The sequence below is a fragment of the Halorubrum hochsteinianum genome, assembly GCF_023702125.1.
In the GTDB taxonomy this organism is placed as follows: Archaea; Halobacteriota; Halobacteria; order Halobacteriales; family Haloferacaceae; genus Halorubrum; species Halorubrum hochsteinianum.
In genome coordinates, this window is sequence record NZ_CP098415.1 from 117,519 (window position 1) to 139,748 (window position 22,230).

The following is a 22,230-nucleotide window of genomic DNA, read 5'->3' on the forward strand; positions in this document are numbered from 1 at the left end:
GGGGTACATCTTGCTCACCCCGAAAATAGTCGTGGTTGTTGTTTCTGGCAAGGAGAGCTATTCTATCAAGAGTGGTGAACAGAAGATTAATTAGTTTTCTTTGTATGTTGAGAATTAGTATGTCATCCTCAGCATCAGACATCCAAGTACAAGACCGTGCTATGGAGTTTGCGGAAGAAGTCAATTCAGCGGCGAGAGCCGCAGATAATGAAGATGAACTCCGCATAGATGTTGAGCGTGCTATTCGTGAGCTTGCTTCCGACCTAGAAATGGAAGTCGACCCAGAAAACGAGCGGACCGTACTATCTGGCCGGCCTGACGCGGTCTACGGGGATTTAGTTATCGAATATAAGGACCCCGACCATCCTGGAGATTGGGTTGACGAGGCTTACAACGGACGAGATGAGAATGATAATGGCCTCGTGGATTACATGTATGATATTGCCGTTGAAAGGGCACACAATCTGGAGGAACAGGAAGCAATTTTGGACCAGATGGTTGGTGTTGGGACAAATGGGCACAAGATTTTTTTCTGTCGTTATCATCCGCAACAGAGAGTTGAATCAATTGAATCGGGGCAGGCCACACTGTCTGGCCTCACTAAGAACGAAGCACAATCGGGCATAGAAGTAATTGAGGTATATGACATTCAGGACGGCGCTAGAACGTTCCTCACTTACCTGCGCTCCCTTTCGCGGAAGCCACTCACTTCTTCCAAACTGGCAGAAAGCTTCGGTCCAGAAGGTGACGTAGCAAAGGAGGTGGTAAATCAAATTTATACTACACTTCAAGAGTCTAGAGAGGAAGATAACCCCAAGGTTTCAACGCTATATAACGAGTGGAATCGTGTCTTTGGTATAGTATACGGCGAGGATATTGACCTTGTTCGGGACGATAGACAGCTCTTTGGAAATCTATACAATATTGAAGACCCGGATGTCAAGCCTCTATTATTCTCTGTCCAGACATATTACGGTCTGCTGATGAAGATGCTAGTAACCGACCTCTTAGCTTCTGTGAGGAACGCTCCTATAGAAGAGGCTGGCCTTTATGAACCAGACGATGACATTCTTAAAGAAAAGCTACAGAAGGTTGAAAAGGGTGAGCAGTTCGAAAGGGCGGGTTTAGAAAACTTCTTTGAGGAAGGATTCTTTGGGTGGTATCTCAGTGCTTGGGACGAAGACGTTGCCTCTAGTGTCCGACAACTTGCCGAAGAATTAATTCAATTTGAGCCACGGACAGCTGCTATCAAACCCGAAGTAGTTCGCGACATTTTGAAAGACCTGTATCAGGATTTAGTTCCAAGAGATGTTAGACACGGGCTTGGAGAGTTTCTGACCCCTGACTGGCTTGCCGAATATATTATAGACCAGACAGGATTTGAGGGAGACGGGAGCGTTCTCGACCCTGCCTGTGGTTCTGGAACCTTCCTTGTGGAAGCTATTGATATTGTTAGACAAAACTCGGACGAGGATGATGAGGCGGAATTGCTACAAAAGATACTGGACAACGTCGCAGGTTATGACCTTAACCCAATATCAGTTATAGCATCTCGTACCAATTACCTCATCGCCCTCGGGGACCTCGCATTTGAAAAGTCCTCTATGCGCATTCCAATATATCAGTCGGACTCTATCCTAACACCTTCAAAATACGTTGATATCACATCAATTAATTCAGGAGGTAGTAGTCTCAGTGTTATGTCTCGTGAGGGTGTATTTAAAATCCCTCGACTAGACAGCCAGGGCGAAATTGAAGATTTACTCTCTTTAACCAGTTCGCATATTGAAATGGGTTCCAGTCCAGATGAATTTATGAACGTTGTGGACTCTGAGTTGGATATTGATGATAGTTATGAACAGCAGGTGACAGAGCTATTCGAAAAGATTCAAGGATTAGATGATGATAATAGAAACGGAATTTGGACTGAGCTGCTTCGCAATCGACTCGCACCTGAGTATATGGGTGAGTTCGACTATGTTGTTGGTAACCCCCCTTACGTAAGTTGGGAAAATCTCTCTCAGGAGTATCGAGAAATAACAGAGGATATCTGGGATGAGTACAACCTGTTTGAATTTGGCGGATATGAAGCAGGCATTTCCAGAGACGATATTTCAATTCTTATGACATATGTCGCGATAGATGAATATCTAAATGACAACGGGACACTAGGATTTGTTATCCCACAATCCCTGTTCAAATCTCATAGAGGTGGATACGGGTTTAGACAGTTCAAAATATCTAAACCCCAGTCTACATGCCCTCTCAGTGTTAATGAAGTGGATGACCTATCGCGGTTTGACCCATTCGATGCTTCGAATCAGACAGCAGTAGTAGTTATAAAAAAGGGAGTAGAGACAGACTATCCAGTTCCATATCGTATTTGGAATCAAAATTCGACTATTAGATTTGACGATACCCTCCAAGAAGCTCTAGACAAAGTTGATATGATTGATGTGGTGGGTGAACCAGTTCAAGAAGGAGACCCACAGTCTGAGTGGTTAACGCTTGAGCCTGAAGCGATAAAGGCTGTGAGAAAGGTACTCGGTCAGTCTGAGCTAACTGGGCGTGAAGGTGTAAACACGCTAGGAGCAGACGGATTGTATCATGTTGACCTTCTCATGGAAGAAGGCAATAAATTTAAGATTGAGAATATCCCCGAAGAAGGTAGACAGCAGGCAATTCTTGACAAGGGTGAGGTTGAAAGAAATATAGATAAGGACCTAATATATCCGTCAGTTAAGGGAAGACATATTGATAAATGGACAAGAGATGGTGCCCTTCATCTGCTGATTCCACACAAGAATGAGCGCGGCCCACATAACGGTATTCCTGAGTCAGAAATGCGTCAAAATTACTCTAGCTCCTATCAGTTCTTTCAGGAGTGGGAGAGTGTCCTGAGAGATACGAGGAGTCAAAATAGCAAGTTCTACGATAAGTCCAAGGACCCATTCTACCTCATGGATAATGTGGGCGAGTATACCTTTGCTCCGTACAAAGCTGCGTGGAGGGAACTCCGGTCTGGAGAGGTTCAGTCCGCTGTGCTTGAGCCAGCAGATGAAGGCTTGGGCAGAGAGAAGCCCATAGCAAACACCCACAAGGTGATGTTTATTCCTTTCCAAGAGCGTAAGCCAGCACACTTAGCAACCGCAATTCTAAATTCAAGTATTACAGAATTAGTCCTAAGAGGGTATACAGGTACAATCACTGGCTTATCACCGCATATCTTAGAGACGATTAATATTCCCAGATACGACCCGAATAATTCAAGTCACGTTGAGCTAGCCGAACTTTCTATAGAGGCACACAACACCAGTTCGGGGAGCGAAATCAACAGGATTGAGGACCAGATTGATAATGTCTTGGCAGATATGTGGAATATTACAGATGAAGAATTAGAGCAAATTGGAGAGTCTATTGCTTTCATAAACTAGATTCTAAATCATTTTGTCTAACCGAACAGCAAATACTCCAAGCGCTCATGTGGCGTAGATTGTTGATACGGTTCTCTCAAAGGGAGTGAGAATTGGAAGTGGCCGGTGGACCACTCAGACAGCTGGTTCTTTCCTAGGTCGCTTTATGAAGGAATCGCAAGACAGCAATACGTCAACAATTTGCTACCCATGAGCATTCTGAGTAAATGAGCCCAAGGGCTTATTACGTAGGTTCACCCAATTTCTGGGCCGAATGTATAAATACGGGTATGGCATATATGATTGTGAACCCCAGTAAAATCTGGCGCAGGAGCGTTCCTGTGGTTGTTTGGCGTCTCGCGCGGCCAGCGCGAACCTGAGCCTTCCAAGCTCATGGCCCGGGTTCAAATCCCGGCCGGCGCATTTCTCGAACGAAGTGAGAGAAATCGCCGACGGGTTTGAACCCTACCAGTCGCGCGCAGCGAGCGGAGCGAGCGAGCACGTCTGGTTCCGGTTCAAATCCCGGCCGGCGCACTCCCTGCGGTCGTGCGCCGGCCGACCTCCCGCTCGCTTCGCTCGCGGGAGTCCCGGCCGGCGATTTCCTCGCTTCGCTCGGAAATACTGAAAGGGATTTGAATCAGCGAGTTTCGCGAGCGAAGCGAGCAGAGCGACCGTGGTTCAAATCCCGGCCGGCGCACTCCCTGCGGTCGTGCGCCGGCCGACCTCCCGCTCGCCTCGCTCGCGGGAGTCCCGGCCGGCGATTTCCTCGCTTCGCTCGGAAATACTGAGAGAGATCTGATCGGAGAGTGCGGCCTCCAGAGGCGCGTACCGCACCGCACAACCTCACGCCTCCCCAGCCTCGTCGCTCGCTTCGCTCGCGACTCCCTCGCGCGACGCTCCTCGGCTGCGAGACAGCCTCGGAGGCGCGCGCCGACCGCAGGCCGTGCGGAGCGGATGCCGTGAACCCCCTCGAAAATCGAACCGAGCGGGTGACCCGCGGTCAGTCGTCGTCCGCGGCGGGCGCTTCGGTGTTCTCGGCGGCCGCCTCTTCACGGGGGCCGCCGGCGTGGCCCTCGTGGGCGACGGCGGTCGCCATGAGGTTCGGCGGGATGGCGGGCACCTCGTCGTCGGTGACGGGGCCGTCGGCCTCGATCTCCTCGGTCGAGCGCGGGAACTCGCGGAGGCTCTTATGGATCGCAATACCGGCTTTTGCCCCCTGTCCCATCGCGACCGGGACCTGATTGTGGCCCGGCGTCACGTCGCCGACGGCAAACACGCCGTCCTCGCTGGTGCGCCCGTGGTCGTCGACGTCGACCTCGCCGTCCTCCGTCAGGTCGCAGCCGAGGCCCTCCGCGAGGGAGGTGTTGTAGTCGGAGCCGTACATCGGGAAGCCGCCGCGGTACTCGCGGCGGCTTCCGTCCTCGAACTCCATCGCCTCCAGCCAGCCGGAGTCGGGGTCGTTCTCGATGCCCGTGACGTCTTCGTGAACGATGTCGATCGGGTGCGCGCGCAGTTGCTCGTCGGTCTCCTCGCTCCACGTCGGCTCCGCGCCGCGGGTCAGGAGGTCCACGTCGTCGGTCATGTTCAGCATGATCATCGCGACGTGTGCGGCGGCCTCGCCGTGCCCCATCACGTACACCGGCTCGTCGACGAACATGTACGCGTCGCAGTGGAGACACCAGTGAAGTCCCTTGGCGTTCCGCGGCAGCGGCGGATCGGGACGCTCGTCGGAGAACCCGGTCGCGAGGACGACGTGGTCGGCGACGATCTCGGCGTCGTTCGTCGAGAGCCGGAACCGGCCGTCGTCGGTCTCGACTGCGTCGGTGACGAACCCGCGCTCGAAGGTGCCGCCGTACGACTCCACCTGCTCGCGACCGGTCTGGAGGAGCTCGTTCCCGGACGTCTCCTCGGTGACGCCGATCACGTTGTGCGTGTCGGCCATCATCGCCGCGCGCCCGCCGCCGCGGTCGATGAGCACCGTCTCGTGGCCCAGTCGCGCGCCGTACAGCGCGGTCGTCAGCCCGGCCGGTCCGCCGCCGACGACCGCTATCTCGTACTCGTCGTCTGCCGAACTCATTACCGATCGTACGCGTCCCGCCGGCTTAAATGACCCCGTGCTGTGCGCGGCCGGCGACCAGCCACGCCGGGCCGCGGCGAGGCTGCGTCGGTCCGGAGCGCGTCGCCGCCGACCTCGACGGTCCGGCTCGTCCCCGCGACCCGACCGCGTGCCCGGAAGTTTATGCCTTCGTACCGCCTTCGCTGTGCCAGTGCCCTCTCGTCTCGTACTCGCCGTCTGCCTCCTGCTCGCCGGGGCCGCCGCGGACGTGGCGACGACGTACGTCGCCCTCACCGGCAGCGAGTACGTCGAGGGGTCGCCGATCGGTCGCCTCTTCATCGCCCGGTTCGGCCTCCTCCGCGGGATGCTCCTCACGAAGGTCGCCGGCATGGCCGTCATCGGGGTTCCGGTGGCGGTCGCGGGCGGCACGCGCCGGTTCGTCGCGACGCTGATGTGCGCGGGCGTCGGCGTCCTCTCGCTCGCCGTCGCCGCGCGGAACCTCCTGTTCGTCGCCGGCGTGTGGCCCTGACGTTCGGCGTCTCCGCCTCGGAACTGATCGACCCGCGGCGGCGGCCGCCGCGACCCCAGCGGTTTTGCGTCGCCGGCGACAGGCGATCGTATGTCACGCCAGTCCGCTCCGGCCCCGTCCCCGCCGGCGACCAGACGCGAGGTCGTCACGGAGACGCTCCACGGCGTCGAGGTCGACGACCCGTACCGATGGCTCGAAGGCGACGACGAGACGGTCCGCGAGTGGACCGACGCGCAGAACGACCACGTCGACGCCGTACTCGACGACGACCGCCGCGACCGGCTCCGCCCGCGGTTCGACGACCTCGTCGAGGTGGCCGATTACGGGCCGATAACCGTCCGCGAGGACCGCTACTTCGCGACGGTCCGCGAGCCGGGGGCCGACCACGCCCGCCTCGTCGTCCGCGGCGCGCCCGACGGCGAGGACCGCGTCCTCGTCGACCCCAACGCGTGGGCGGCGAACCGCGACGACGACCGCCCGCCCCGGTCGATGGCGTGGTACGTCCCCTCGCACGACGGCGACCGCGTCGCGGTCGGCGTCACCGAGGGCGGCGACGAGAACTACGACGTGCGGGTGCTCTCGGTGCCCGATCCGAGCGAAACGGCTCCGAACGCCGACGCGACCGACGGCTACGGCGCTGGCGTCGAGGAGGTCGCGGTCTTCCCAGAGCGAGGCCGCGTCAACGCGAACAGCCTCGCGTGGGAGGCCGACGGCGAGGGTCTCGTCTACGTCGCCACCGGCGGCGCGGCAGACGGCGCGCAGATGGACAAGGAGATCCGCCGATTCCGGTTCGCGGACGGGCCCGAATCGGAGGAGGTGCTGCTCGAACACGACGATCAGCACGTCTGGCCGAGAGTGACCGTCGACCCCGACTCCGGCCTGCTCGCGGTCGCCTTCTCCGAGATGGTGGGGGGCACCGAGTGGTACGTCCGCGTCGACGGCGACCTCCGCCCCGTCCTGACCGACACCGACGCCGAGACGTCGGTCCGGTTCCACGACGGGACCGCGTTCGTCTCCACCGACCACGAGGCTCCCCGGCGGCGACTGCTCACCTGCTCGGTCGAGCGGTTCCGCGAGGGCGACCTCTCCTTCGACGAGTGCCGCGAGGTGCTCCCCGAGGGCGAGGGGATCCTCCGGTCGGCCGTGCCGACCCCCGACCGCCTGCTCGTCCACCGCCAGCGCGACGCGCACTCGCGGCTCTCGGTCCACGACCGCGACGGGGCGCACCTGCGCGACGTGTCGCTGCCGGACTACTGCTCCGTGACGTGGGTCTCCGCGGCCCGCGACGCGCCGGAGGCGTTCTTCGGCGTGACGGGGTTCGACCGACCGCCCGCGGTCCGCGGACTCGACCTGGCGGACCGTGCGGGAGGTGACCCGGACGAGGACGATTCCGGGGAGGCCGCCCCCGCCGAGTCGACCGCGATCGACTCGGTGGACCTGTCGGTTCCCGACGACCTCGTCGTCGAACAGCGGTTCGTCGACTCGACGGACGGCGCGTCGGTCCCGGTGTTCGTCTGCTACCGCGAGGGCGTCGAGGTCGACGGGCCGCGTCCGACCCTGCTGTACGGCTACGGCGGGTTCCGCAACAGCGTCACGCCCTCGTTCGGGCGGTTCCGGCTCCCGTTCCTCGCGGACGGCGGCGCGTTCGCGGCGGTGTGCGCTCGCGGCGGTTACGAGTACGGCGAGCCGTGGCACGAGGCGGGGATGCTGGCCGAGAAGCAGCACACGTTCGACGACTTCATTACGGCCGGCGAGGCGCTCTGCGAGTCGGGGCTCACCGACTCGGACCGCTTGGCGGTCGCGGGCGGGTCGAACGGCGGTCTCTCCGTCGGCGCGGTGGTCACGCAGCGCCCGGACCTGTGGGCGGCCGCGCAGTGCGCGGTCCCGCTGCTGGACATGCTCCGGTTCCACCGGTTCCTGCTCGGCGAGTCGTGGACGACGGAGTACGGCCACCCCGAGGACCCAGAGGCGTTCGAGTACCTCCGCGCGTACTCGCCGTACCACAACGTCGACCCCGACGAGACTTATCCGCCCGTCTACTTCACCACGGCCGCGAGCGACACGCGCGTCCACCCCTCGCACGCCCGGAAGATGACCGCGAGCCTCCAGCACGAGGCCGAGGGCGGTCCCTTCCTGCTGCGCACCAAGTCCGAGACCGGCCACGGGGTCGGCAAGCCGACCTCGATGATCGTCGACGAGCAGACGGACTCGTGGGCGTTCCTCTACGAGCGGTTGGACGTGGAGCCGTCCGGCGGTAACGAGTGAACTACTCGCCCTCGTAGAGGCGCTCGGCGGTGAGCTCCGGGAGGTCGGCCTCGCGGACCGCCTCGGCGACGCGGTCGATGTCGTACTCCACCCGGTGCGTCTCCACCGCGTCGACTCCCTCGTCGGTCGCGTCGAGGACCGCGTAGCCGGCGCGCGGGTCGCCGTCGCGCGGCTGGCCGACGCTGCCGGGGTTACAGACGAACCCACCCGCCACCCCGCGGACGCCCTGAACGTGGGTGTGGCCGAGGACGATGCCGTCGTACTCGCCCATGTGGCGGTCGAGGGTCGGGAACTCCTCCGGGTAGACGTAGGCGTCCTCGCGCTCGGCGGCGGGGTGGGAGTGGACGAGCAGGTAGCGGTCGCCCGCGAACGTCTCGGTGCGGGGGAGCCCGCCGAGCCACTCGCGCTGCTCGTCGGACAGCGACGCCTTCGCGCGTTCGAGGCCGGCCTCGGCCATCCGGTTCGCGCGGTAGCGCTCGGGCGTCTCGACAGTCCGGTCGTGGTTCCCGCGCACCGTCGCGGCCGCGACCTCGCGCACGCGCTCGACGCACTCGGCCGGCCACGGGTTGTAGCCGATCACGTCGCCCGCGCAGTAGACCCGGTCGACGGCGGGCATGTCGTTGAGGACCGCCTCCAGCGCGGGGAGGTTCGCGTGGACGTCCGAGATGAGGCCGATCTTCATCGAGCGACGGTTCGATCGGCGGGAGGGAATAGGTTGTGCCGAGGGGCGGCATGGAAGGAGTAGTACGCGAACTTCGTGTCCGGGGTATCGACCGAAATTAGAAACACCTCACCCGCGGTGCGGTGGCGCGTGCCTGCGAGCGCCCGAAGGGCGCGAGACAGCACGCGCGAGGTCGCCGGCGCGTAGCGCCGGCTGCCAGAGAATCTTCGATTCTCGCTGGAGTCGGTCGCCGAGCGAAGCGACGGCGACCGACGAGGCTGGGGAGGCGTGAGGTGCGGTGCTGTGCGGGGTGGGACTCGAAGGGGCAGTCGCGAGGGAGTCAGACGCTTGCTGCGCTCCTCGTCACTCGCTCCGCTCGTTCCTGCGGTGCTTGCGTCGCCTCTGACTCCCTCGCGACTGGGGCTTCGGTTGTCGTGTGATCGGTGAGAAGCGGGCAGCGGCGAGTTGCCGAAGCCCTGACGATCCTCGCCGTGTCAGCACGGAGCCAATTCGCGCAGCCGATACCGGAGGAAACTGATTACGCCGTCACCTTCTCCCGGAAGCGCTCGCGGACCTTCTCGATCTTCGGCTGTGCGTGCATCGAGCAGTAGGCGTCCTCCGGGTTCTTCTCGAAGTAGTCCTGATGCTTCTCCTCGGCGCGGTAGAACGTCTCCAGCGGCTCGACCTCGGTGACCACGTCGTCGTCGTAGCCGCCCTCCTCGTCGAGCGCCTCGACGTACCGCGTCGCGGCCTCGTGCTGGTCGTCGTCGTGCGTCAGGATGATCGAGCGGTACTGGCTCCCCACGTCCGGGCCCTGCCGGTTGAGCTGCGTGGGGTCGTGGACGGTGAAGAAGATCTCCAGAACGTCCCCGTAGGAGAGCGCGTCCGGGTCGTACTCGACCTGAATGACCTCGGCGTGGCCGGTGTTGCCGGTACACACCTCGCGGTACGTGGGGTCCTCGGCGTGGCCGCCCGCGTAGCCGGAAGTGACGCTCTCGACGCCGTCGAGTTCCTTGAACGCCGCTTCGGTGCACCAGAAGCAGCCGCCGCCGACCGTCGCCGTCTCGGTGTCTGTCATACTCCTTCGTTGGCGTCGCAGACGTATTAATGGCGCGCGGAACGAGGCGGAGAAACCGTTTCCGACGGGACGCCGACCCGAAGACATATCTCCGTGGCGCAGCGATCCCCGCTCGATGATAGCGTGGCTCGGCGGCGAGGGGAACGTGATCTCGCTGTTGATTCCGCTGTTCGGGATCTGTCTTGTCTTGATTGCCGACAGAGTGACCGAAACCAACCGCGCGAAGCGGTACTTCCTCTCCGGGTTCGTCCTCTGGTTCGGGTTCCGAGTCGTGATCGGGCTCGAACAGGGTACCCTCGTCTCTTTCCCCCGTCCGGTCGGAATCCTCGTCGCTCTCTCGCTGTTGGTCGGGTTTCTCTCCCTGACGTGCTACGGGTACTACGTCGTGTGGAGGGGACGCGACCCGATCGCGTCTCGGCTGGCATCTTGACCGCGACCCGTGAAGTTCCGGGCGCTCGGTTATACGCGACTGCTCTCGTCACGACCGGGACCGCCGAAGCCCCAGCCGCGAGGGCGACGCACGCTCCCTGTGCTCCTCGCTCAGTCGCTACCGCTCCTTCGCTGCGGTGCTTGCGTCGTCATCAGAACGCGAAGCGTTCTGATTGGCTCACGAGAGCTCCGCTCTCGTGAACGCCTGCGTCGCCCTCGCGCATGCCCTTTCGAGTCCCGCCCCGCACCGCAACCGCAGCCTCATACCTCCCCACCCTCGCGGCTCCCTTCGCTTCGCTCCGGTCGCCGCGTCCCTCGCGCGTGCGACTCGCGCCCTCCGGGCGCTCGTCGGCACGCGCCATCGCAGTTCGGTTCCCGAACACTCGTTGTCGGACTCCGGCCCCGTCCCGAACCAGTTCGCCCGGCAACCCCGCGGTCGAACGGTAGACCTTTGCCGTCGCCCGCACCAGTTCCGGTATGGTCTCGCTGGGACTGGTGGTGGCGCGGTTCAACGACTCCGTCACGGAGCCGATGGCCGAGGCCGCCCGGGAGGCGGCGGCCGACCGCGACGCCGTCGTCGTCGACGAACTGAGCGTGCCGGGCGCGTACGACAGCCCGCTGGCCGCCGACCGACTCGCGCGCCGCGACGACGTCGACGCGGTCGCGGTCGTCGGAGCCATCGTCACCGGCGACACCGACCACGACCGCGTCATCGCGGACGCGACCGCCGAGAAGCTCACCGACGTGAGCCTCGACCGGGACACCCCGGTCGCGTTCGGCGTGAGCGGCCCGGGGATGTCCGGCGCGGAGGCGCGCGAGCGGATCGACAAGGGGGCCGACGCCGCGAACGCGGCCATCGACCTCGCCGAGGAACTGGACTGACAGACACGAAGCCGACCACACACGACACATGAGCGACGCATACGACTTCTCGGAGCGGATCGGGCGCGTAGAACCCAGCGCGACGCTGGCGATATCGAACCTCGCGGCGGAGAAGGAGGCCGAGGGGGCCGACATCGTCGACCTCTCGGTCGGCGAGCCGGACTTCGACACCCCGTCGAACGTCGTCGAGGCCGGCAAGGAGGCCCTCGACGCGGGGCACACGGGATACACCTCCTCGAACGGGATCCCCAAACTCAAGGAGGCGATCGCGGACAAGCTCGGCGAGACCGGGATCGACGCCGACGCCGACGAGGTCATCGTCACGCCCGGCGGCAAGCAGGCGCTGTACGAGACGTTCCAGACGCTGATCGACGGGGGCGACGAGGTCGTCCTCCTCGATCCGGCGTGGGTCTCCTACGAGGCGATGGCGAAGCTCGCGGGCGCGGAGCTCTCGCGGGTCGACCTCGCGCCGCACGGGTTCCAGCTCGAACCCGCCCTCGACGACCTCGCGGAGACGGTCTCGGACGACACCGAACTGCTCGTCGTCAACTCCCCGTCGAACCCCACCGGCGCGGTGTTCTCGGAGGCCGCGCTGGAGGGCGTCCGCGACCTCGCGGTCGAACACGACGTCGCGGTCATCTCCGACGAGATCTACGAGCGCATCATCTACGACGCCGAGCACGTCTCGCTCGCGAGCCTCGACGGCATGGCCGACCGCACGGTGACGATCAACGGCTTCTCGAAGGCGTACTCGATGACCGGCTGGCGGCTGGGCTATCTCCACGCCACCGACGAGTTCGTCGGCGAGGCGGGGAAGCTCCACTCCCACTCCGTCTCCTGTGCGACGAACTTCGTCCAGCGCGCGGGGATCGAGGCGCTGGAGAACACCGACGAGTCCGTCGAGGAGATGCGGGACGCCTTCGCCGACCGCCGCGACCTGCTCGTCGACCTGTTCGACGAGCACGGCGTCGACGTCGACGTGGGCGACGGGGCGTTCTACATGATGATCCCCGTCGACGACGACGACCAGGCGTGGTGTGAGCGCGCCATCGAGGAGGCCGCGGTCGCCTGCGTCCCCGGCAGCGCCTTTAACGCCGACGGCCACGCCCGTATCTCCTACGCCGCGAGCGAGGAGCGCTTGCGCGAGGCGGTCGACCGGCTCGTCGCGAACGACCTGCTGTAGGCCCACCGGACGCGGCTTCCGGGCCCTCGCGCCCGGCCTCACGCCAACGCTTTTTACCCGACTCTTCGAACTTTAGCGGGGTGATGTCATGTACGAGCGTATTCTCTACCCGACGGACGGGAGCGAGGGAGCGGCGACCGCCGTCGATCACGTCCGGGAGATGGCCGGGGCGTTCGACGCGACCGTTCACGTGCTGTACGTCGTCGACGCCCGGCACGCCGACTACGGACTGAGCGGCGCGTTCCTCGCCGACGAGGGGTCCGGCGTGCGTGCCGATCCCGTCCCCGACGACAGCGGTATGCTCGGCGAGGGGGGCGACGCGGCGGAGACGCGCGCGGCGCTCACCGAGCGCGGCGAGGAAATCGTCGAGCGGGCGGCGGCGAAGGTCGGGGACGGCGGGGTGGCGACCGAGACCGCCGTCGCGACCGGCACGCCGCACGAGGCGATCTTGGAGTACGCCGACGCGAACGACGTTGACCTCGTGGTGATGGGCACTCGCGGCCGGACGGGGATCGAGCGGTACCTCCTCGGCAGCGTCACGGAGAAGGTGGTGCGCCTGTCGGACGCGCCCGTCGTGACGGTTCGCGCGGACGAGCCGGAGTGAGGCCGCGGGGCCGCCGACCGCGGGGTCGCCGGGCCGCGAGACCGACCGCGTCGCCCGCACCGACGATTTTTGTCTCCGGATCGAGTACTCGCTTCCGTGAGCGACGCCGACGCACCCTCCATCCCCGATTCGGAGCGCGAGGCCCTCCTCGACCGCGTGAACAGCCAGAGCGCCACGGTCGGCGCGAGCGTCCCCGACGAGATCGAGATCGACGGGAATCCCGTCGACCTCTCCGCGTTCATCGTCGAGACCCGGAAGGTCGACGCCGTGCCGCCGGCGACGGACCGGAAGGTCACGGCGGCGAGGGAGCGGCTCCGCACCGAGCGAGAGCGGCGCGTCGAGCGGCTGGAGACGGCGGCCCTCGACCGCGAGACGGCCGAGTCGATCGCCGAGGAGGTGATCGGGATCGACCGCGCGCTGAACGCCTTAGAAGGGATCCGCCGCCCCGGCTTCGCCGACGAACACCACGCAGACACGCTGGAGAGCCACGAGCGCTGGCTCGCGTTCGTCGACCAGGTGCGGTGACGGCGCGCCCTTCCGAAACCCTTACTCGCCGCCCGCGTGGTACGTTCGGGTATGAGCGACACCGCAGCGTCCGACGACGGCGCGGCCGCCGTCGACGCCGAAGAGGTCAGACACGTCGCCGATCTCGCGCGGGTGCGGCTCGCCGACGACGAGGTCGACGAGTTCGCGGCGCAGTTCGGCGACATCCTGGAGTACTTCGAGGCGCTCGACGAGGTCCCCGAGACGGAGCGGGAGGAGGAGCTGGTCAACGTGATGCGCCCCGACGAGATCGAGGAGGGGCTCTCGCAGGAGGAGGCGCTCGCGAACGCCGAGGAGACGGAGGACGGCTTCTTCGTCGGGCCGAAGGTGTCGTAGATGGCGGCCGACATCAACGCCTTCGTGACGGAGGAGACGATCGAGGGCGCGGACGTCGACGGCCCCCTCGCGGACGCGACCGTCGCGGTGAAGGACAACATCTCCACCGCGGGGATCCGGACGACCTGCGGCTCGGAGATGCTGGCCGACTACGTGCCGCCCTACTCCGCGACCGTGGTCGACCGCCTCACCGAGGCGGGCGCGACGGTCGTCGGCAAGACGAACATGGACGAGTTCGGGATGGGGACGACGACGGAGACCTCCGCGTTCGGTCCCACGCGGAACCCCGTCGACACCGACCGCGTGCCGGGCGGCTCCTCCGGCGGCTCCGCGGCCGCGGTCGCCGCTGGCGAGGCGGACGTGGCGCTCGGCTCCGACACGGGCGGGTCGGTGCGGTGTCCGGCCGCGTTCTGCGGCGTCGTCGGGATCAAGCCCACCTACGGGCTGGTCTCGCGGTACGGGCTCATCGCGTACGCGAACTCGCTCGAACAGATCGGCCCGATCGCGGGCACCGTCGAGGAGGCGGCTGCCGCGCTCGACGTCATCGCCGGCGACGACCCCCACGACGGGACCACGCGCGACCTGAGCGAAATCGAGGGCGCGGACCCGTCGGCGAGCTACGCCGCGGCCGCCGACGGCGACGTGGACGGGATGACGATCGGCGTCCCCACCGAACTGTTCGAGGGGGCCGACGAGCGCGTCGTCGAGACGGTCGAGGCGGCGATCGCCGACCTCGAGGCGCGGGGCGCGGAGACGACCGAGATCTCGCTTCCCTCCGTCGAACACGCGGTCCAGGCGTACTACGTGATCGCGATGGCGGAGGCCTCCTCGAACCTCGCGCGCTTCGACGGCGTGCGGTACGGCCACCGGGGCGACTCGGACGGCAACTGGAACGAGTCGTTCGCGGAGACGCGCGAGGAGGGCTTCGGCGCTGAGGTCAAACGCCGGATCCTGCTCGGCACGTACGCGCTCTCGGCGGGCTACCACGACAAGTACTACGAGAAGGCGCAGGACGCCCGCGCGTGGGTCCGGCAGGACTTCGAGGCGGCGTTCGAGGACGTGGACGTGATCGCCTCGCCGACGATGCCGGTCCTCCCGTTCGAGCTCGGCGAGAGCCTCGACGACCCGCTCCGGATGTACCTCGCCGACGCGAACACGACCCCGGCCAACCTCGCGAACCTCCCCGCGATATCGGTGCCCGCGGGCGAGGCCGACGGCCTCCCCGTCGGGCTGCAGCTCGTCGGCCCGAAGTTCGGCGAGGAGACGATCGTTCGCGCCGCGAGCGCGGTCGAGGAGCGATGAGCCTCACGGACGAGGAGCGCGAGCGGCTCGCCGACGTGGTCCGCCTCCAGCCGACGAAGAACGGCGAGCTACAGGACGCGTGGGAGATGGAGAGCGGCAGCGAGGTCCACGGCTACCTCGAAGACCACCTGAAGGAGTACTACTACCGCGACGACGACAGCCTGATCCGCACGACCGCGGAGGCGAACGACCTCGTCGACGTCGAGCCGGGCGTCGAACCCGACGCGGTCGCGAAGGGCGGCGTGCCGGAGCGGATCAGCGTCCCGGAACTGGAGGCGCGGGTCGTCGAGGTGCTCGCCGGCCCGGACGAGCGCTCGCAGTCGGTCGTCAGCGTGCTCAACGCGCTCCGGGAGGCGTACGACGACGACCCCGGGGTCGACGCGGTGCGGCGCGCGCTCCGCAGCCTCGAACGCAAGAACGTCGTCGAGGTCGTCTACCGGACCGTCCCGACGTTCCGGCTGGCGGTCGCGCGCGACGAGATCACGGTCGAGATCAGCGAGTAGGAGGCCGTTGGCGGTGAGCGGCCGCCGACACGACTTTGTACCACGCCGGAGACGGTTCGGCCGATGGCCGACGACGCGACCCTCAGCGAGCGGTTCCGCGAGAACGCGAGCGGCATCGCCGCGACGACCGTGACCGGGGTCTGGCTCGCCGCGCTCCTCGCCGACTTCGGCTGGTGGCTCCCGTTCATGCTGTTCGGGTACATCGTGATCGTCCCCGTCGTCTCGATGCTATTCGACGAGGAGTCCGAGTTGATCCACGTCGAGTCGGAGTCCGGCTCGGTCCGGGTCGAACGCGGGGAGGGGGCGGGGCGCGACGAACGACGCAGCGAGGACACCGCCGACGCGCTGGAGCGGCTGCGGACGCGGTACGCCGAGGGCGACCTCACCGACGAGCAGTTCGAGCGGAAGCTCGATCGGCTTCTGGCGACCGAAACGCCCGAGGACGCGGCCGAGTGGACCGAGCGGAATCGGGAGGCGAAACGCGACCGCGAAGCGGTCCGAGACCCCGAAGTCGAACGCGAACGATGATCGCGGAGCGGCGACGCGCCGAGTCGCCGGCCCGACGCCCGGGACCGCGGCGCGGCCGAACCTCAAGCTTCAATGCGCGCGGCCGATTCCACCGCGTATGAGCGATCAGGAGCTCCGGAAAGAGGCGCACGACCTCGACGTCACCGTCTGGGTCGGCAAGAAGGGCATCGACTCGGTCGTCGACGAGCTGGGCGACCAGCTCGACGACCGCAAGCTGGTGAAGGTGAAGTTCCTGCGGGCGGCCCGCGGCGGAACCACGACCGACGAGCTGGCCGACGAACTGGTCGACGCCGTCGACGCCGAGCTGATCGAGACGCGCGGGAACACGGCGGTGCTCCACTAATGGCGACCTCGGCGGTCGCGCCCGGAACCGCACCCACGGCACCGGTCACCGACGCGTTGGAGCCGTTCCTCGGGCCGTTCGCCGGGCTCGTCGTCTCGGCGTCGATATTCCTCGCGGTGTTCGTCGCCGTCTTCCTGCTCAACCGCGCCCTCGTCGCGCCGCTCGTCGGCCGCGTCTTCGACAGGCAGGGGCTCGACGAGCACGCGCGCCGCCCGCTGCGGAAGATTGTCACCTTCCTCGTGCTGTTCGCCGGCGTGACCGTCGCGTTCGGGGCGACCGGCTACAGCGGGTTCCTCCGCTCGCTGGCGACGGTCGCGGCTGCCGCGACGCTCGCGGTCGGGTTCGCCCTGTAGGACGTGATCAAGAACTTCGTCGCCGGCGTGTTCATCTACACGGACAGGCCGTTCCGCATCGGCGACTGGATCGAGTGGCAGGGGAACTCCGGCGTCGTCGAGGACATCTCCTTCCGCGTCACGCGCGTCCGGACGTTCGACAACGAACTGCTCACGGTGCCGAACAACGTGCTCACCGGCGACGTGATCAAGAACCCGGTCGCGAAGAAGACGCTGCGATTAAAGTTCGTCTTCGGAATCGACTACGGCGACGACGTCGAGCGCGCGACGGAGATCATCGTCGAGGAGGCCGAGAAGAACGAGGCGATACTGGACGACCCCGCGCCGTCGGTCCGACTGACCGAACTCGCGGACTCGTACGTCGGCCTCCAGTCGCGGATCTGGATCGACGACCCCTCCCGGGCGGACTTCGTGAAGACCCGCGCCGACTACGTGAAGGCGGTCAAGGCGCGGTTCGACGAGGAGGGGATCTCGATCCCCTTCCCGCAGCGGACCGTCTCCGGGCGCGACGCGTGGTCCGAGCCGTCGTCGTTCGGCGGGCCGGGCGAGCCCGGACCCGGCACAGATTCGTAGCGGGCCCCCTGCGACCCGGGCGGCGGCTCGTAGCGAGCCCCCCTGCGACCCCGGCGGCGCGATAGTAACGAACTTGAGGGTCGGGTAACTCGTTGTGCCCATGCATGTGGTCGTCATCGGGGCCGGCGAGGTCGGCACGAGCATCGCCGCGAGCCTCGCGTCGGACCACGAGGTCGTCGTCGTCGACGTCGACCCCGACCGGGCGGAACAGCTCAAGTACGAACTCGACGTGCTGACCATCGCCGGGGACGGGACCACCTCCGAGATCCAGACGGCGGCCGACGTCGGCCGCGCCGACATGGTCATCGCCTGTACCGACGACGATCAGACGAACCTCGTCGCCTGCGGCACCGCGAAGACCCTCGGCGACGGGTTCACGATCGCCCGGGTGAAAAGCACCGACTTCCTCCGCACGTGGGAGGGCAACGAGGGCGCGTTCGGCGTCGACTTCATGGTGTGTACCGACCTCCTGACCGCGGAGAACATCGTGCGAGTCATCGGCCTGCCGGCCGCGATCGACGTCGACCCGTTCGCGAGCGGACTCGTCCAGATGGCCGAGTTCGAGATCGCCGAGGGGAGCCCGGTGGCCGGACAGACCGTCTCCGAGGCCGACCGCTTCGAGTCGCTCACGTTCGTCGGCCTGTTCCGCGACGGCGAGATGACGATCCCGCGCGGCGACACCGGCATCGCCGTCGGGGACCGCGCGGTCGTGATCGGGAGCCCGGAGAGCGTCCAGTCGTTCGCGACCGACGTGGCCCCGGAGACGACGCCGGACCGGGCCGACGAGATCGTCGTCGTCGGGGGCAGCGAGATCGGGTATCAGACGGCCAGACTGCTCGAAGAGCGCGAGTTCAAGCCGCGGCTGATAGAACAGGACGCGGACCGCGCCCGGTGGCTCGCGGAGAACCTCCCGAACACCGTCGTGATGGAACACGACGCCACCGACACCGAGTTCCTCACCCGCGAGCACGTCGACGAGGCCGACATCCTCGTCACCGCGCTCCGCTCCGACGAGAAGAACCTCCTCGTCTCCGTGCTCGCCAAGCGGCTGGGCGTCAACCGGGTGATCGCCGTCGTCGACAGTCCGGACTACGTCACCGTCTTCGAGGAGATCGGCATCGACATCGCGATCAACCCCCGCACCGTCACCGCCGAGGAGATCACGCGGTTCACCTACGAGAGCGTCGCCGAGAACATCGCCGTGCTGGAGAACGACCAGGCCGAGGTCCTCGAACTCGAACTCACCGAGGGGTGCGGACTCGTCGGGCGGCCGATCTCGGAGATCGTCGCGGAGAGCGACGTGCGGTTCGTCATCGGCGCGATCACGCGCAACCACGAACTGGTCACTCCCCGCGGAGACACCGTGCTTCAGGCCGGAGACCACGTGATACTGCTCGTGGAGTCCGACTCCGTGAGCGACATCGCCTCGATGGCGTGAGAAACCCGTGAACGCCAAGATCCGCGTCGGGTGGCAGGCGAGCGTGGGGCTCACCGGAGACGTCCTCGCGGCCCTGTCCGTTCCTCTGGCCTTTCCGCTGCTCGTCGCCTTCTACTACGGCGAGTCGCCCATCCCCTTCCTCGCGGCGATCGCAGTCACGCTCGCGCTCGGCGCGGCGTTCCGGACGGTTCAGGACCCTTCGGTCGACCTCGGGCCCCGCGAAGCGTTCCTCGCGGTGGCGCTGATATGGTTCCTCGTCGCCGCGGTGGGGGCGATCCCGTTCGTGATCGCGGGCGTCGGGACGATAGCGCACCCCGTCAACGCCATGTTCGAGTCGATGAGCGGACTGACGACGACGGGCGCAACCGTCCTCCGGGACTTCTCGCTACACTCCCGGTCCGTGCTGATGTGGCGGCAGGTGATCCAGTGGCTCGGCGGCCTCGGCATCCTGATCTTAGCGACCGCGGTGCTCTCCGAGCTCGGCGTCGGGGGCGCGCAGCTGATGGAGTCGGAGTCGCAGACGCAGGACGTCAACAAGCTCACGCCGAAGATCTCGCGGACCGCACAGCTCATCTGGGGGATCTACGTCGGGCTCACGGCGCTCGCGGTCGTCGTGTACTTCGGGCTCGGGCTCGCCGTCGACCCGCAGATGGACCTGTACAACGCGGTCGCCCACGCGTTCACGTCGGTCGCGACCGCCGGCTTCTCTCCCGAACCGCTGTCGGTCGGGGCGTTTCACCCGCTGATCCAGTGGGCCGTCGTCCCGTTCATGGTGATCGGGTCGACCAGTTTCGTCCTGATCTACTTCGCGATCAACGGCGAGCCGATGCGGCTCCTCCGCAACGAGGAGTTCCACTTCTACCTCGGCGCGATGGGGACGCTGTCGTCGGTCGTCGCGCTCGGACTCTTCTTCGACCCCGCCACCACGTTCGGCGTCGAAGGGACGATACGCCACGCCGTGTTCAACGTCGCGTCGATCGTGACGACGACCGGGTACGCCAGCACCGACTACGTGCTGTGGGCACCCGCGGCGAAGCACATGCTGTTCATGGGGATGTTCATCGGCGGGATGGTCGGGTCGACGACCTGTTCGATCAAGTCGCTGCGGTGGCTGGTGGCGTTGAAGTCGTTCAAGCGGAACCTCTACACCGCGATCCACCCCGAATCCGTGCGGCCGGTCCGGATCTCCGGGAAGTCGATCGATGAGGGCGCGATCCGCGACATCTACGCGTACCTCCTGTTGAGTATCGTGATCTTCTTCCTGCTCGCCGTGGTCATCGTCGTCGACGCCGAGCGGGCGGACCTCCGCGTGGACGAGTTCGAGGCGCTCGGGGCGGCGGCGACGACGTTCCTCAACATCGGTCCCGGCTTCGGCGACGCGGGACCGTACGGCACGTTCGCGACGTTCCCGCTCAGCACCCGCGCCGTGATGGTCGTGCTCATGTGGATCGGCCGGATCGAGATCATTCCAGTGCTCGTGCTGTTCACGAAGGCGTTCTGGACGTCGTGACCGACCGCGGACTGACGCCGGCGCGCCGCCGAGACGCCGGTTCCGTGTCCCCTTCGACAGTTTAATACAGCGAACGGGCGACTGCCGGATCGATCGAGTAACTATGTCGTGGGGCGTCAACTGGAAGGCGAGCGTGGGGCTTCTCGGCGTCGGGATCAAGTATCTCGCGCTCACGATGCTGGTTCCGCTGACCGTCGCGGTCGCGTACGGCGAGGACATCTGGGTGTTTCTCGTCTCGCTGGCGCTCGTGGCGGCGCTCGGACTGGCGGTCGAGCGGGTCGATCCGGACCCGGATCTCGGGCCCCGCGAGGCGCTGCTTTTCGTCTCGCTCGCGTGGCTCGCGGCCGCGGTGATCGGGACGATCCCGTACCTCCTCGCCGGCTACGGCACGGCCTCGACGGTCGGCCTTCAGGTCGGGTCCGTCGGCGCGTTCACGGAGTCGGTCGTCAACGCCCTGTTCGAGTCGATGAGCGGGTTCACCACCACGGGCGCGACGGTCCTCGGCGAGATCAGCGTCGACCGGCACTCCCACGCGCTGCTGATGTGGCGGCAGCTCACCCAGTGGCTCGGCGGGATGGGGATCATCGTCCTGATGATCGCCATCCTTCCCGAGGTCGCGGTCAACGGCGCACAGCTGATGGAGTCGGAAGCGCCCGGACCGGAGCTCCAGAAGCTCACGCCGAAGATCGCCGAGACGGCGCGCGCGCTCTGGCTGATTTACTTCGGCTTCACCGTCCTCCTCGTGGTCCTGTTGTACGGGCTTCACCTGCTCGGAATGGCGGACAACATGAATCTCTACAACGCGGTCGCGCACGGCTTCTCGACGCTTCCGACGGGCGGGTTCTCGCCGCAGGCCGACAGCATCGGTGCGTTCTCGGCGGTCGTCCAGTGGGTGTTCATCCCGTTCATGGTCGTCGCCGGCGTCAACTTCGCGCTGTTCTGGCACGTCTTGCGCGGCGAGGTCGAAGTCATGCTGGAGAACGCCGAATTTCGCGCGTACGCCGGCGCGCTCGCCGTCGTCACCGCGCTGCTCGCCGTGCTCCTCTTTCGCGGTGCCGCCCCACCGATCGAACTCGGCGGGACGACGCAGGGCGTCGCCGGGAACTCTCTTCGGCAGGCCGCGTTCCAGATCGGATCGCTTCTGAACTCCACCGGCTTCGCCACCGCCGACTTCGCACAGTGGGACACGCACGCGCAGGTGCTGCTCCTGTTTACGATGTTCATCGGTGGCTCCGCCGGATCGACCGGTGGCGGCGTCAAGGTCGTCCGCTGGATCATCGCCGTGAAGGCGATCCGGCGCGAGCTGTTCACCACCGCACACCCGGACGTCGTCCAGCCCGTTCGTCTCGGCGGGAACGTCGTCGACGAGGACGCGATCCGAGGGATCATGGCGTTCACCCTGCTGTACATCGTGCTGTTCGCGCTCTCGGCGGTGTTCATCGCGCTCGACACCACGCGGGTGGGGATCCAGCTGTCGGTGTTGGAGTCGATCAGCGCTTCGCTCGCGACCATCGGGAACATCGGGCCTGGGTTCGGACGGCTCGGACCCTTCGGGAGCTACCTCTTTTTCCCGGACACGTCGAAGCTGCTGATGATATTCCTGATGTGGATCGGGCGGCTGGAGATCGTCCCGGTGCTCGCGGTGTTCATCTCCGCGGTCGACGGTCGGTGAGTCGGCGGCCACCTTCTTAACCCGCGGCA

19 protein-coding genes, 1 tRNA gene and 1 pseudogene are annotated in these 22,230 nt (G+C 65.3%); 18 read left to right on the forward strand and 3 right to left on the reverse strand.

Annotated features, from left to right (window positions below; all coding sequences use genetic code 11):
* Nucleotides 1-119: 119 nt before the first annotated feature.
* Both NAF06_RS00635 and NAF06_RS00640 read left to right on the forward strand, forming a co-directional pair.
* A complete protein-coding gene (locus NAF06_RS00635; RefSeq protein WP_160162881.1) occupies nucleotides 120-3,434 on the forward strand; it encodes an Eco57I restriction-modification methylase domain-containing protein in 3,315 nt (1,104 codons plus the stop codon).
* 320 nt (nucleotides 3,435-3,754) lie between these two features.
* Nucleotides 3,755-3,836, forward strand: a tRNA-Gly gene (locus tag NAF06_RS00640).
* Between the two features lie 577 nt (nucleotides 3,837-4,413).
* Here NAF06_RS00640 and NAF06_RS00645 read toward each other — a convergent pair.
* On the reverse strand, nucleotides 4,414-5,490 hold the full coding sequence (locus NAF06_RS00645; RefSeq protein WP_008586048.1) for an NAD(P)/FAD-dependent oxidoreductase: 1,077 nt from the start codon (nucleotides 5,488-5,490) through the stop codon (nucleotides 4,414-4,416).
* 190 nt (nucleotides 5,491-5,680) lie between these two features.
* On the opposite strand from NAF06_RS00645, the gene NAF06_RS00650 reads away from it, so the two are divergent.
* Complete coding sequence (locus NAF06_RS00650; RefSeq protein ID WP_008586047.1) at nucleotides 5,681-5,998, forward strand: hypothetical protein; 318 nt, start codon at nucleotides 5,681-5,683, stop codon at nucleotides 5,996-5,998.
* A gap of 90 nt (nucleotides 5,999-6,088) precedes the next feature.
* Nucleotides 6,089-8,263, forward strand: coding sequence for a prolyl oligopeptidase family serine peptidase (locus tag NAF06_RS00655; protein WP_008586045.1), 2,175 nt, complete (start codon nucleotides 6,089-6,091; stop codon nucleotides 8,261-8,263).
* A gap of 1 nt (nucleotide 8,264) precedes the next feature.
* On the opposite strand, the gene NAF06_RS00660 is transcribed toward NAF06_RS00655, so the two are convergent.
* Both NAF06_RS00660 and msrA read right to left on the reverse strand, forming a co-directional pair.
* A complete protein-coding gene (locus NAF06_RS00660; protein ID WP_008586043.1) occupies nucleotides 8,265-8,945 on the reverse strand; it encodes a metallophosphoesterase family protein in 681 nt (226 codons plus the stop codon).
* Nucleotides 8,946-9,462: 517 nt separating this feature from the next.
* Complete coding sequence (gene msrA, locus NAF06_RS00665) at nucleotides 9,463-10,002, reverse strand: peptide-methionine (S)-S-oxide reductase MsrA (RefSeq protein WP_008586037.1); 540 nt, start codon at nucleotides 10,000-10,002, stop codon at nucleotides 9,463-9,465.
* A gap of 115 nt (nucleotides 10,003-10,117) precedes the next feature.
* On the opposite strand from msrA, the gene NAF06_RS00670 reads away from it, so the two are divergent.
* From NAF06_RS00670 to NAF06_RS00735, 14 genes and pseudogenes are all read left to right on the forward strand, one after another.
* The gene (locus tag NAF06_RS00670) at nucleotides 10,118-10,432 is read left to right on the forward strand and encodes a hypothetical protein (protein WP_008586034.1); all 315 of its coding nucleotides are present in this window, start codon (nucleotides 10,118-10,120) and stop codon (nucleotides 10,430-10,432) included.
* Nucleotides 10,433-10,908: 476 nt separating this feature from the next.
* Nucleotides 10,909-11,313 (forward strand): 6,7-dimethyl-8-ribityllumazine synthase, encoded by a 405-nt coding sequence (ribH, locus tag NAF06_RS00675; RefSeq protein ID WP_006628740.1) that lies wholly within the window; start codon nucleotides 10,909-10,911, stop codon nucleotides 11,311-11,313.
* 28 nt (nucleotides 11,314-11,341) lie between these two features.
* Nucleotides 11,342-12,496 carry a pyridoxal phosphate-dependent aminotransferase gene (locus tag NAF06_RS00680; RefSeq protein WP_008586032.1) on the forward strand — a complete coding sequence of 385 codons (1,155 nt, stop codon included), beginning with the start codon at nucleotides 11,342-11,344 and terminating at the stop codon, nucleotides 12,494-12,496.
* Between the two features lie 88 nt (nucleotides 12,497-12,584).
* Nucleotides 12,585-13,100 carry a universal stress protein gene (locus NAF06_RS00685; protein ID WP_008586030.1) on the forward strand — a complete coding sequence of 172 codons (516 nt, stop codon included), beginning with the start codon at nucleotides 12,585-12,587 and terminating at the stop codon, nucleotides 13,098-13,100.
* A gap of 96 nt (nucleotides 13,101-13,196) precedes the next feature.
* A complete protein-coding gene (locus tag NAF06_RS00690) occupies nucleotides 13,197-13,625 on the forward strand; it encodes a DUF5788 family protein (protein WP_008586028.1) in 429 nt (142 codons plus the stop codon).
* A gap of 51 nt (nucleotides 13,626-13,676) precedes the next feature.
* Entirely contained in the window at nucleotides 13,677-13,979 is a 303-nt protein-coding gene (gene gatC / locus NAF06_RS00695) for an Asp-tRNA(Asn)/Glu-tRNA(Gln) amidotransferase subunit GatC (protein WP_006628735.1), read from the forward strand.
* Entirely contained in the window at nucleotides 13,980-15,281 is a 1,302-nt protein-coding gene (gene gatA / locus NAF06_RS00700) for an Asp-tRNA(Asn)/Glu-tRNA(Gln) amidotransferase subunit GatA (protein WP_008586025.1), read from the forward strand.
* Nucleotides 15,278-15,784 (forward strand): DUF5797 family protein, encoded by a 507-nt coding sequence (locus NAF06_RS00705; protein WP_008586023.1) that lies wholly within the window; start codon nucleotides 15,278-15,280, stop codon nucleotides 15,782-15,784. The genes gatA and NAF06_RS00705 overlap by 4 nt, the downstream gene beginning before the upstream one ends.
* Nucleotides 15,785-15,847: 63 nt before the next feature.
* Nucleotides 15,848-16,312: an SHOCT domain-containing protein gene (locus NAF06_RS00710; protein WP_008586021.1), complete on the forward strand. Its 465-nt coding sequence runs from the start codon at nucleotides 15,848-15,850 to the stop codon at nucleotides 16,310-16,312.
* A 97-nt stretch (nucleotides 16,313-16,409) separates the two neighbouring features.
* Nucleotides 16,410-16,655 (forward strand): YhbY family RNA-binding protein, encoded by a 246-nt coding sequence (locus NAF06_RS00715; protein WP_008586020.1) that lies wholly within the window; start codon nucleotides 16,410-16,412, stop codon nucleotides 16,653-16,655.
* Nucleotides 16,655-17,581: pseudogene (locus NAF06_RS00720) on the forward strand (mechanosensitive ion channel family protein). Before NAF06_RS00715 ends, NAF06_RS00720 begins: the two are co-directional and overlap by 1 nt.
* A 100-nt stretch (nucleotides 17,582-17,681) precedes the next feature.
* Entirely contained in the window at nucleotides 17,682-19,019 is a 1,338-nt protein-coding gene (gene trkA, locus NAF06_RS00725) for a Trk system potassium transporter TrkA (RefSeq protein ID WP_008586013.1), read from the forward strand.
* A 7-nt stretch (nucleotides 19,020-19,026) separates the two neighbouring features.
* A complete protein-coding gene (locus NAF06_RS00730) occupies nucleotides 19,027-20,529 on the forward strand; it encodes a TrkH family potassium uptake protein (protein WP_008586011.1) in 1,503 nt (500 codons plus the stop codon).
* Nucleotides 20,530-20,632: 103 nt separating this feature from the next.
* Complete coding sequence (locus NAF06_RS00735; protein ID WP_008586010.1) at nucleotides 20,633-22,201, forward strand: TrkH family potassium uptake protein; 1,569 nt, start codon at nucleotides 20,633-20,635, stop codon at nucleotides 22,199-22,201.
* Nucleotides 22,202-22,230: the final 29 nt, after the last annotated feature.

Bases quoted from the DNA above. Each gene is read 5' to 3' on its own strand.
- NAF06_RS00635 (WP_160162881.1), top strand. From the start codon at position 120: ATGTCATCCTCAGCATCAGACATCCAAGTACAAGACCGTGCTATGGAG.
- NAF06_RS00645 (WP_008586048.1), bottom strand. From the start codon at position 5,490: ATGAGTTCGGCAGACGACGAGTACGAGATAGCGGTCGTCGGCGGCGGA.
- NAF06_RS00655 (WP_008586045.1), top strand. From the start codon at position 6,089: ATGTCACGCCAGTCCGCTCCGGCCCCGTCCCCGCCGGCGACCAGACGC.
- NAF06_RS00660 (WP_008586043.1), bottom strand. From the start codon at position 8,945: ATGAAGATCGGCCTCATCTCGGACGTCCACGCGAACCTCCCCGCGCTG.
- msrA (WP_008586037.1), bottom strand. From the start codon at position 10,002: ATGACAGACACCGAGACGGCGACGGTCGGCGGCGGCTGCTTCTGGTGC.
- NAF06_RS00670 (WP_008586034.1), top strand. From the start codon at position 10,118: ATGATAGCGTGGCTCGGCGGCGAGGGGAACGTGATCTCGCTGTTGATT.
- ribH (WP_006628740.1), top strand. From the start codon at position 10,909: ATGGTCTCGCTGGGACTGGTGGTGGCGCGGTTCAACGACTCCGTCACG.
- NAF06_RS00680 (WP_008586032.1), top strand. From the start codon at position 11,342: ATGAGCGACGCATACGACTTCTCGGAGCGGATCGGGCGCGTAGAACCC.
- NAF06_RS00685 (WP_008586030.1), top strand. From the start codon at position 12,585: ATGTACGAGCGTATTCTCTACCCGACGGACGGGAGCGAGGGAGCGGCG.
- gatC (WP_006628735.1), top strand. From the start codon at position 13,677: ATGAGCGACACCGCAGCGTCCGACGACGGCGCGGCCGCCGTCGACGCC.
- gatA (WP_008586025.1), top strand. From the start codon at position 13,980: ATGGCGGCCGACATCAACGCCTTCGTGACGGAGGAGACGATCGAGGGC.
- NAF06_RS00705 (WP_008586023.1), top strand. From the start codon at position 15,278: ATGAGCCTCACGGACGAGGAGCGCGAGCGGCTCGCCGACGTGGTCCGC.
- NAF06_RS00710 (WP_008586021.1), top strand. From the start codon at position 15,848: ATGGCCGACGACGCGACCCTCAGCGAGCGGTTCCGCGAGAACGCGAGC.
- NAF06_RS00715 (WP_008586020.1), top strand. From the start codon at position 16,410: ATGAGCGATCAGGAGCTCCGGAAAGAGGCGCACGACCTCGACGTCACC.
- trkA (WP_008586013.1), top strand. From the start codon at position 17,682: ATGCATGTGGTCGTCATCGGGGCCGGCGAGGTCGGCACGAGCATCGCC.
- NAF06_RS00735 (WP_008586010.1), top strand. From the start codon at position 20,633: ATGTCGTGGGGCGTCAACTGGAAGGCGAGCGTGGGGCTTCTCGGCGTC.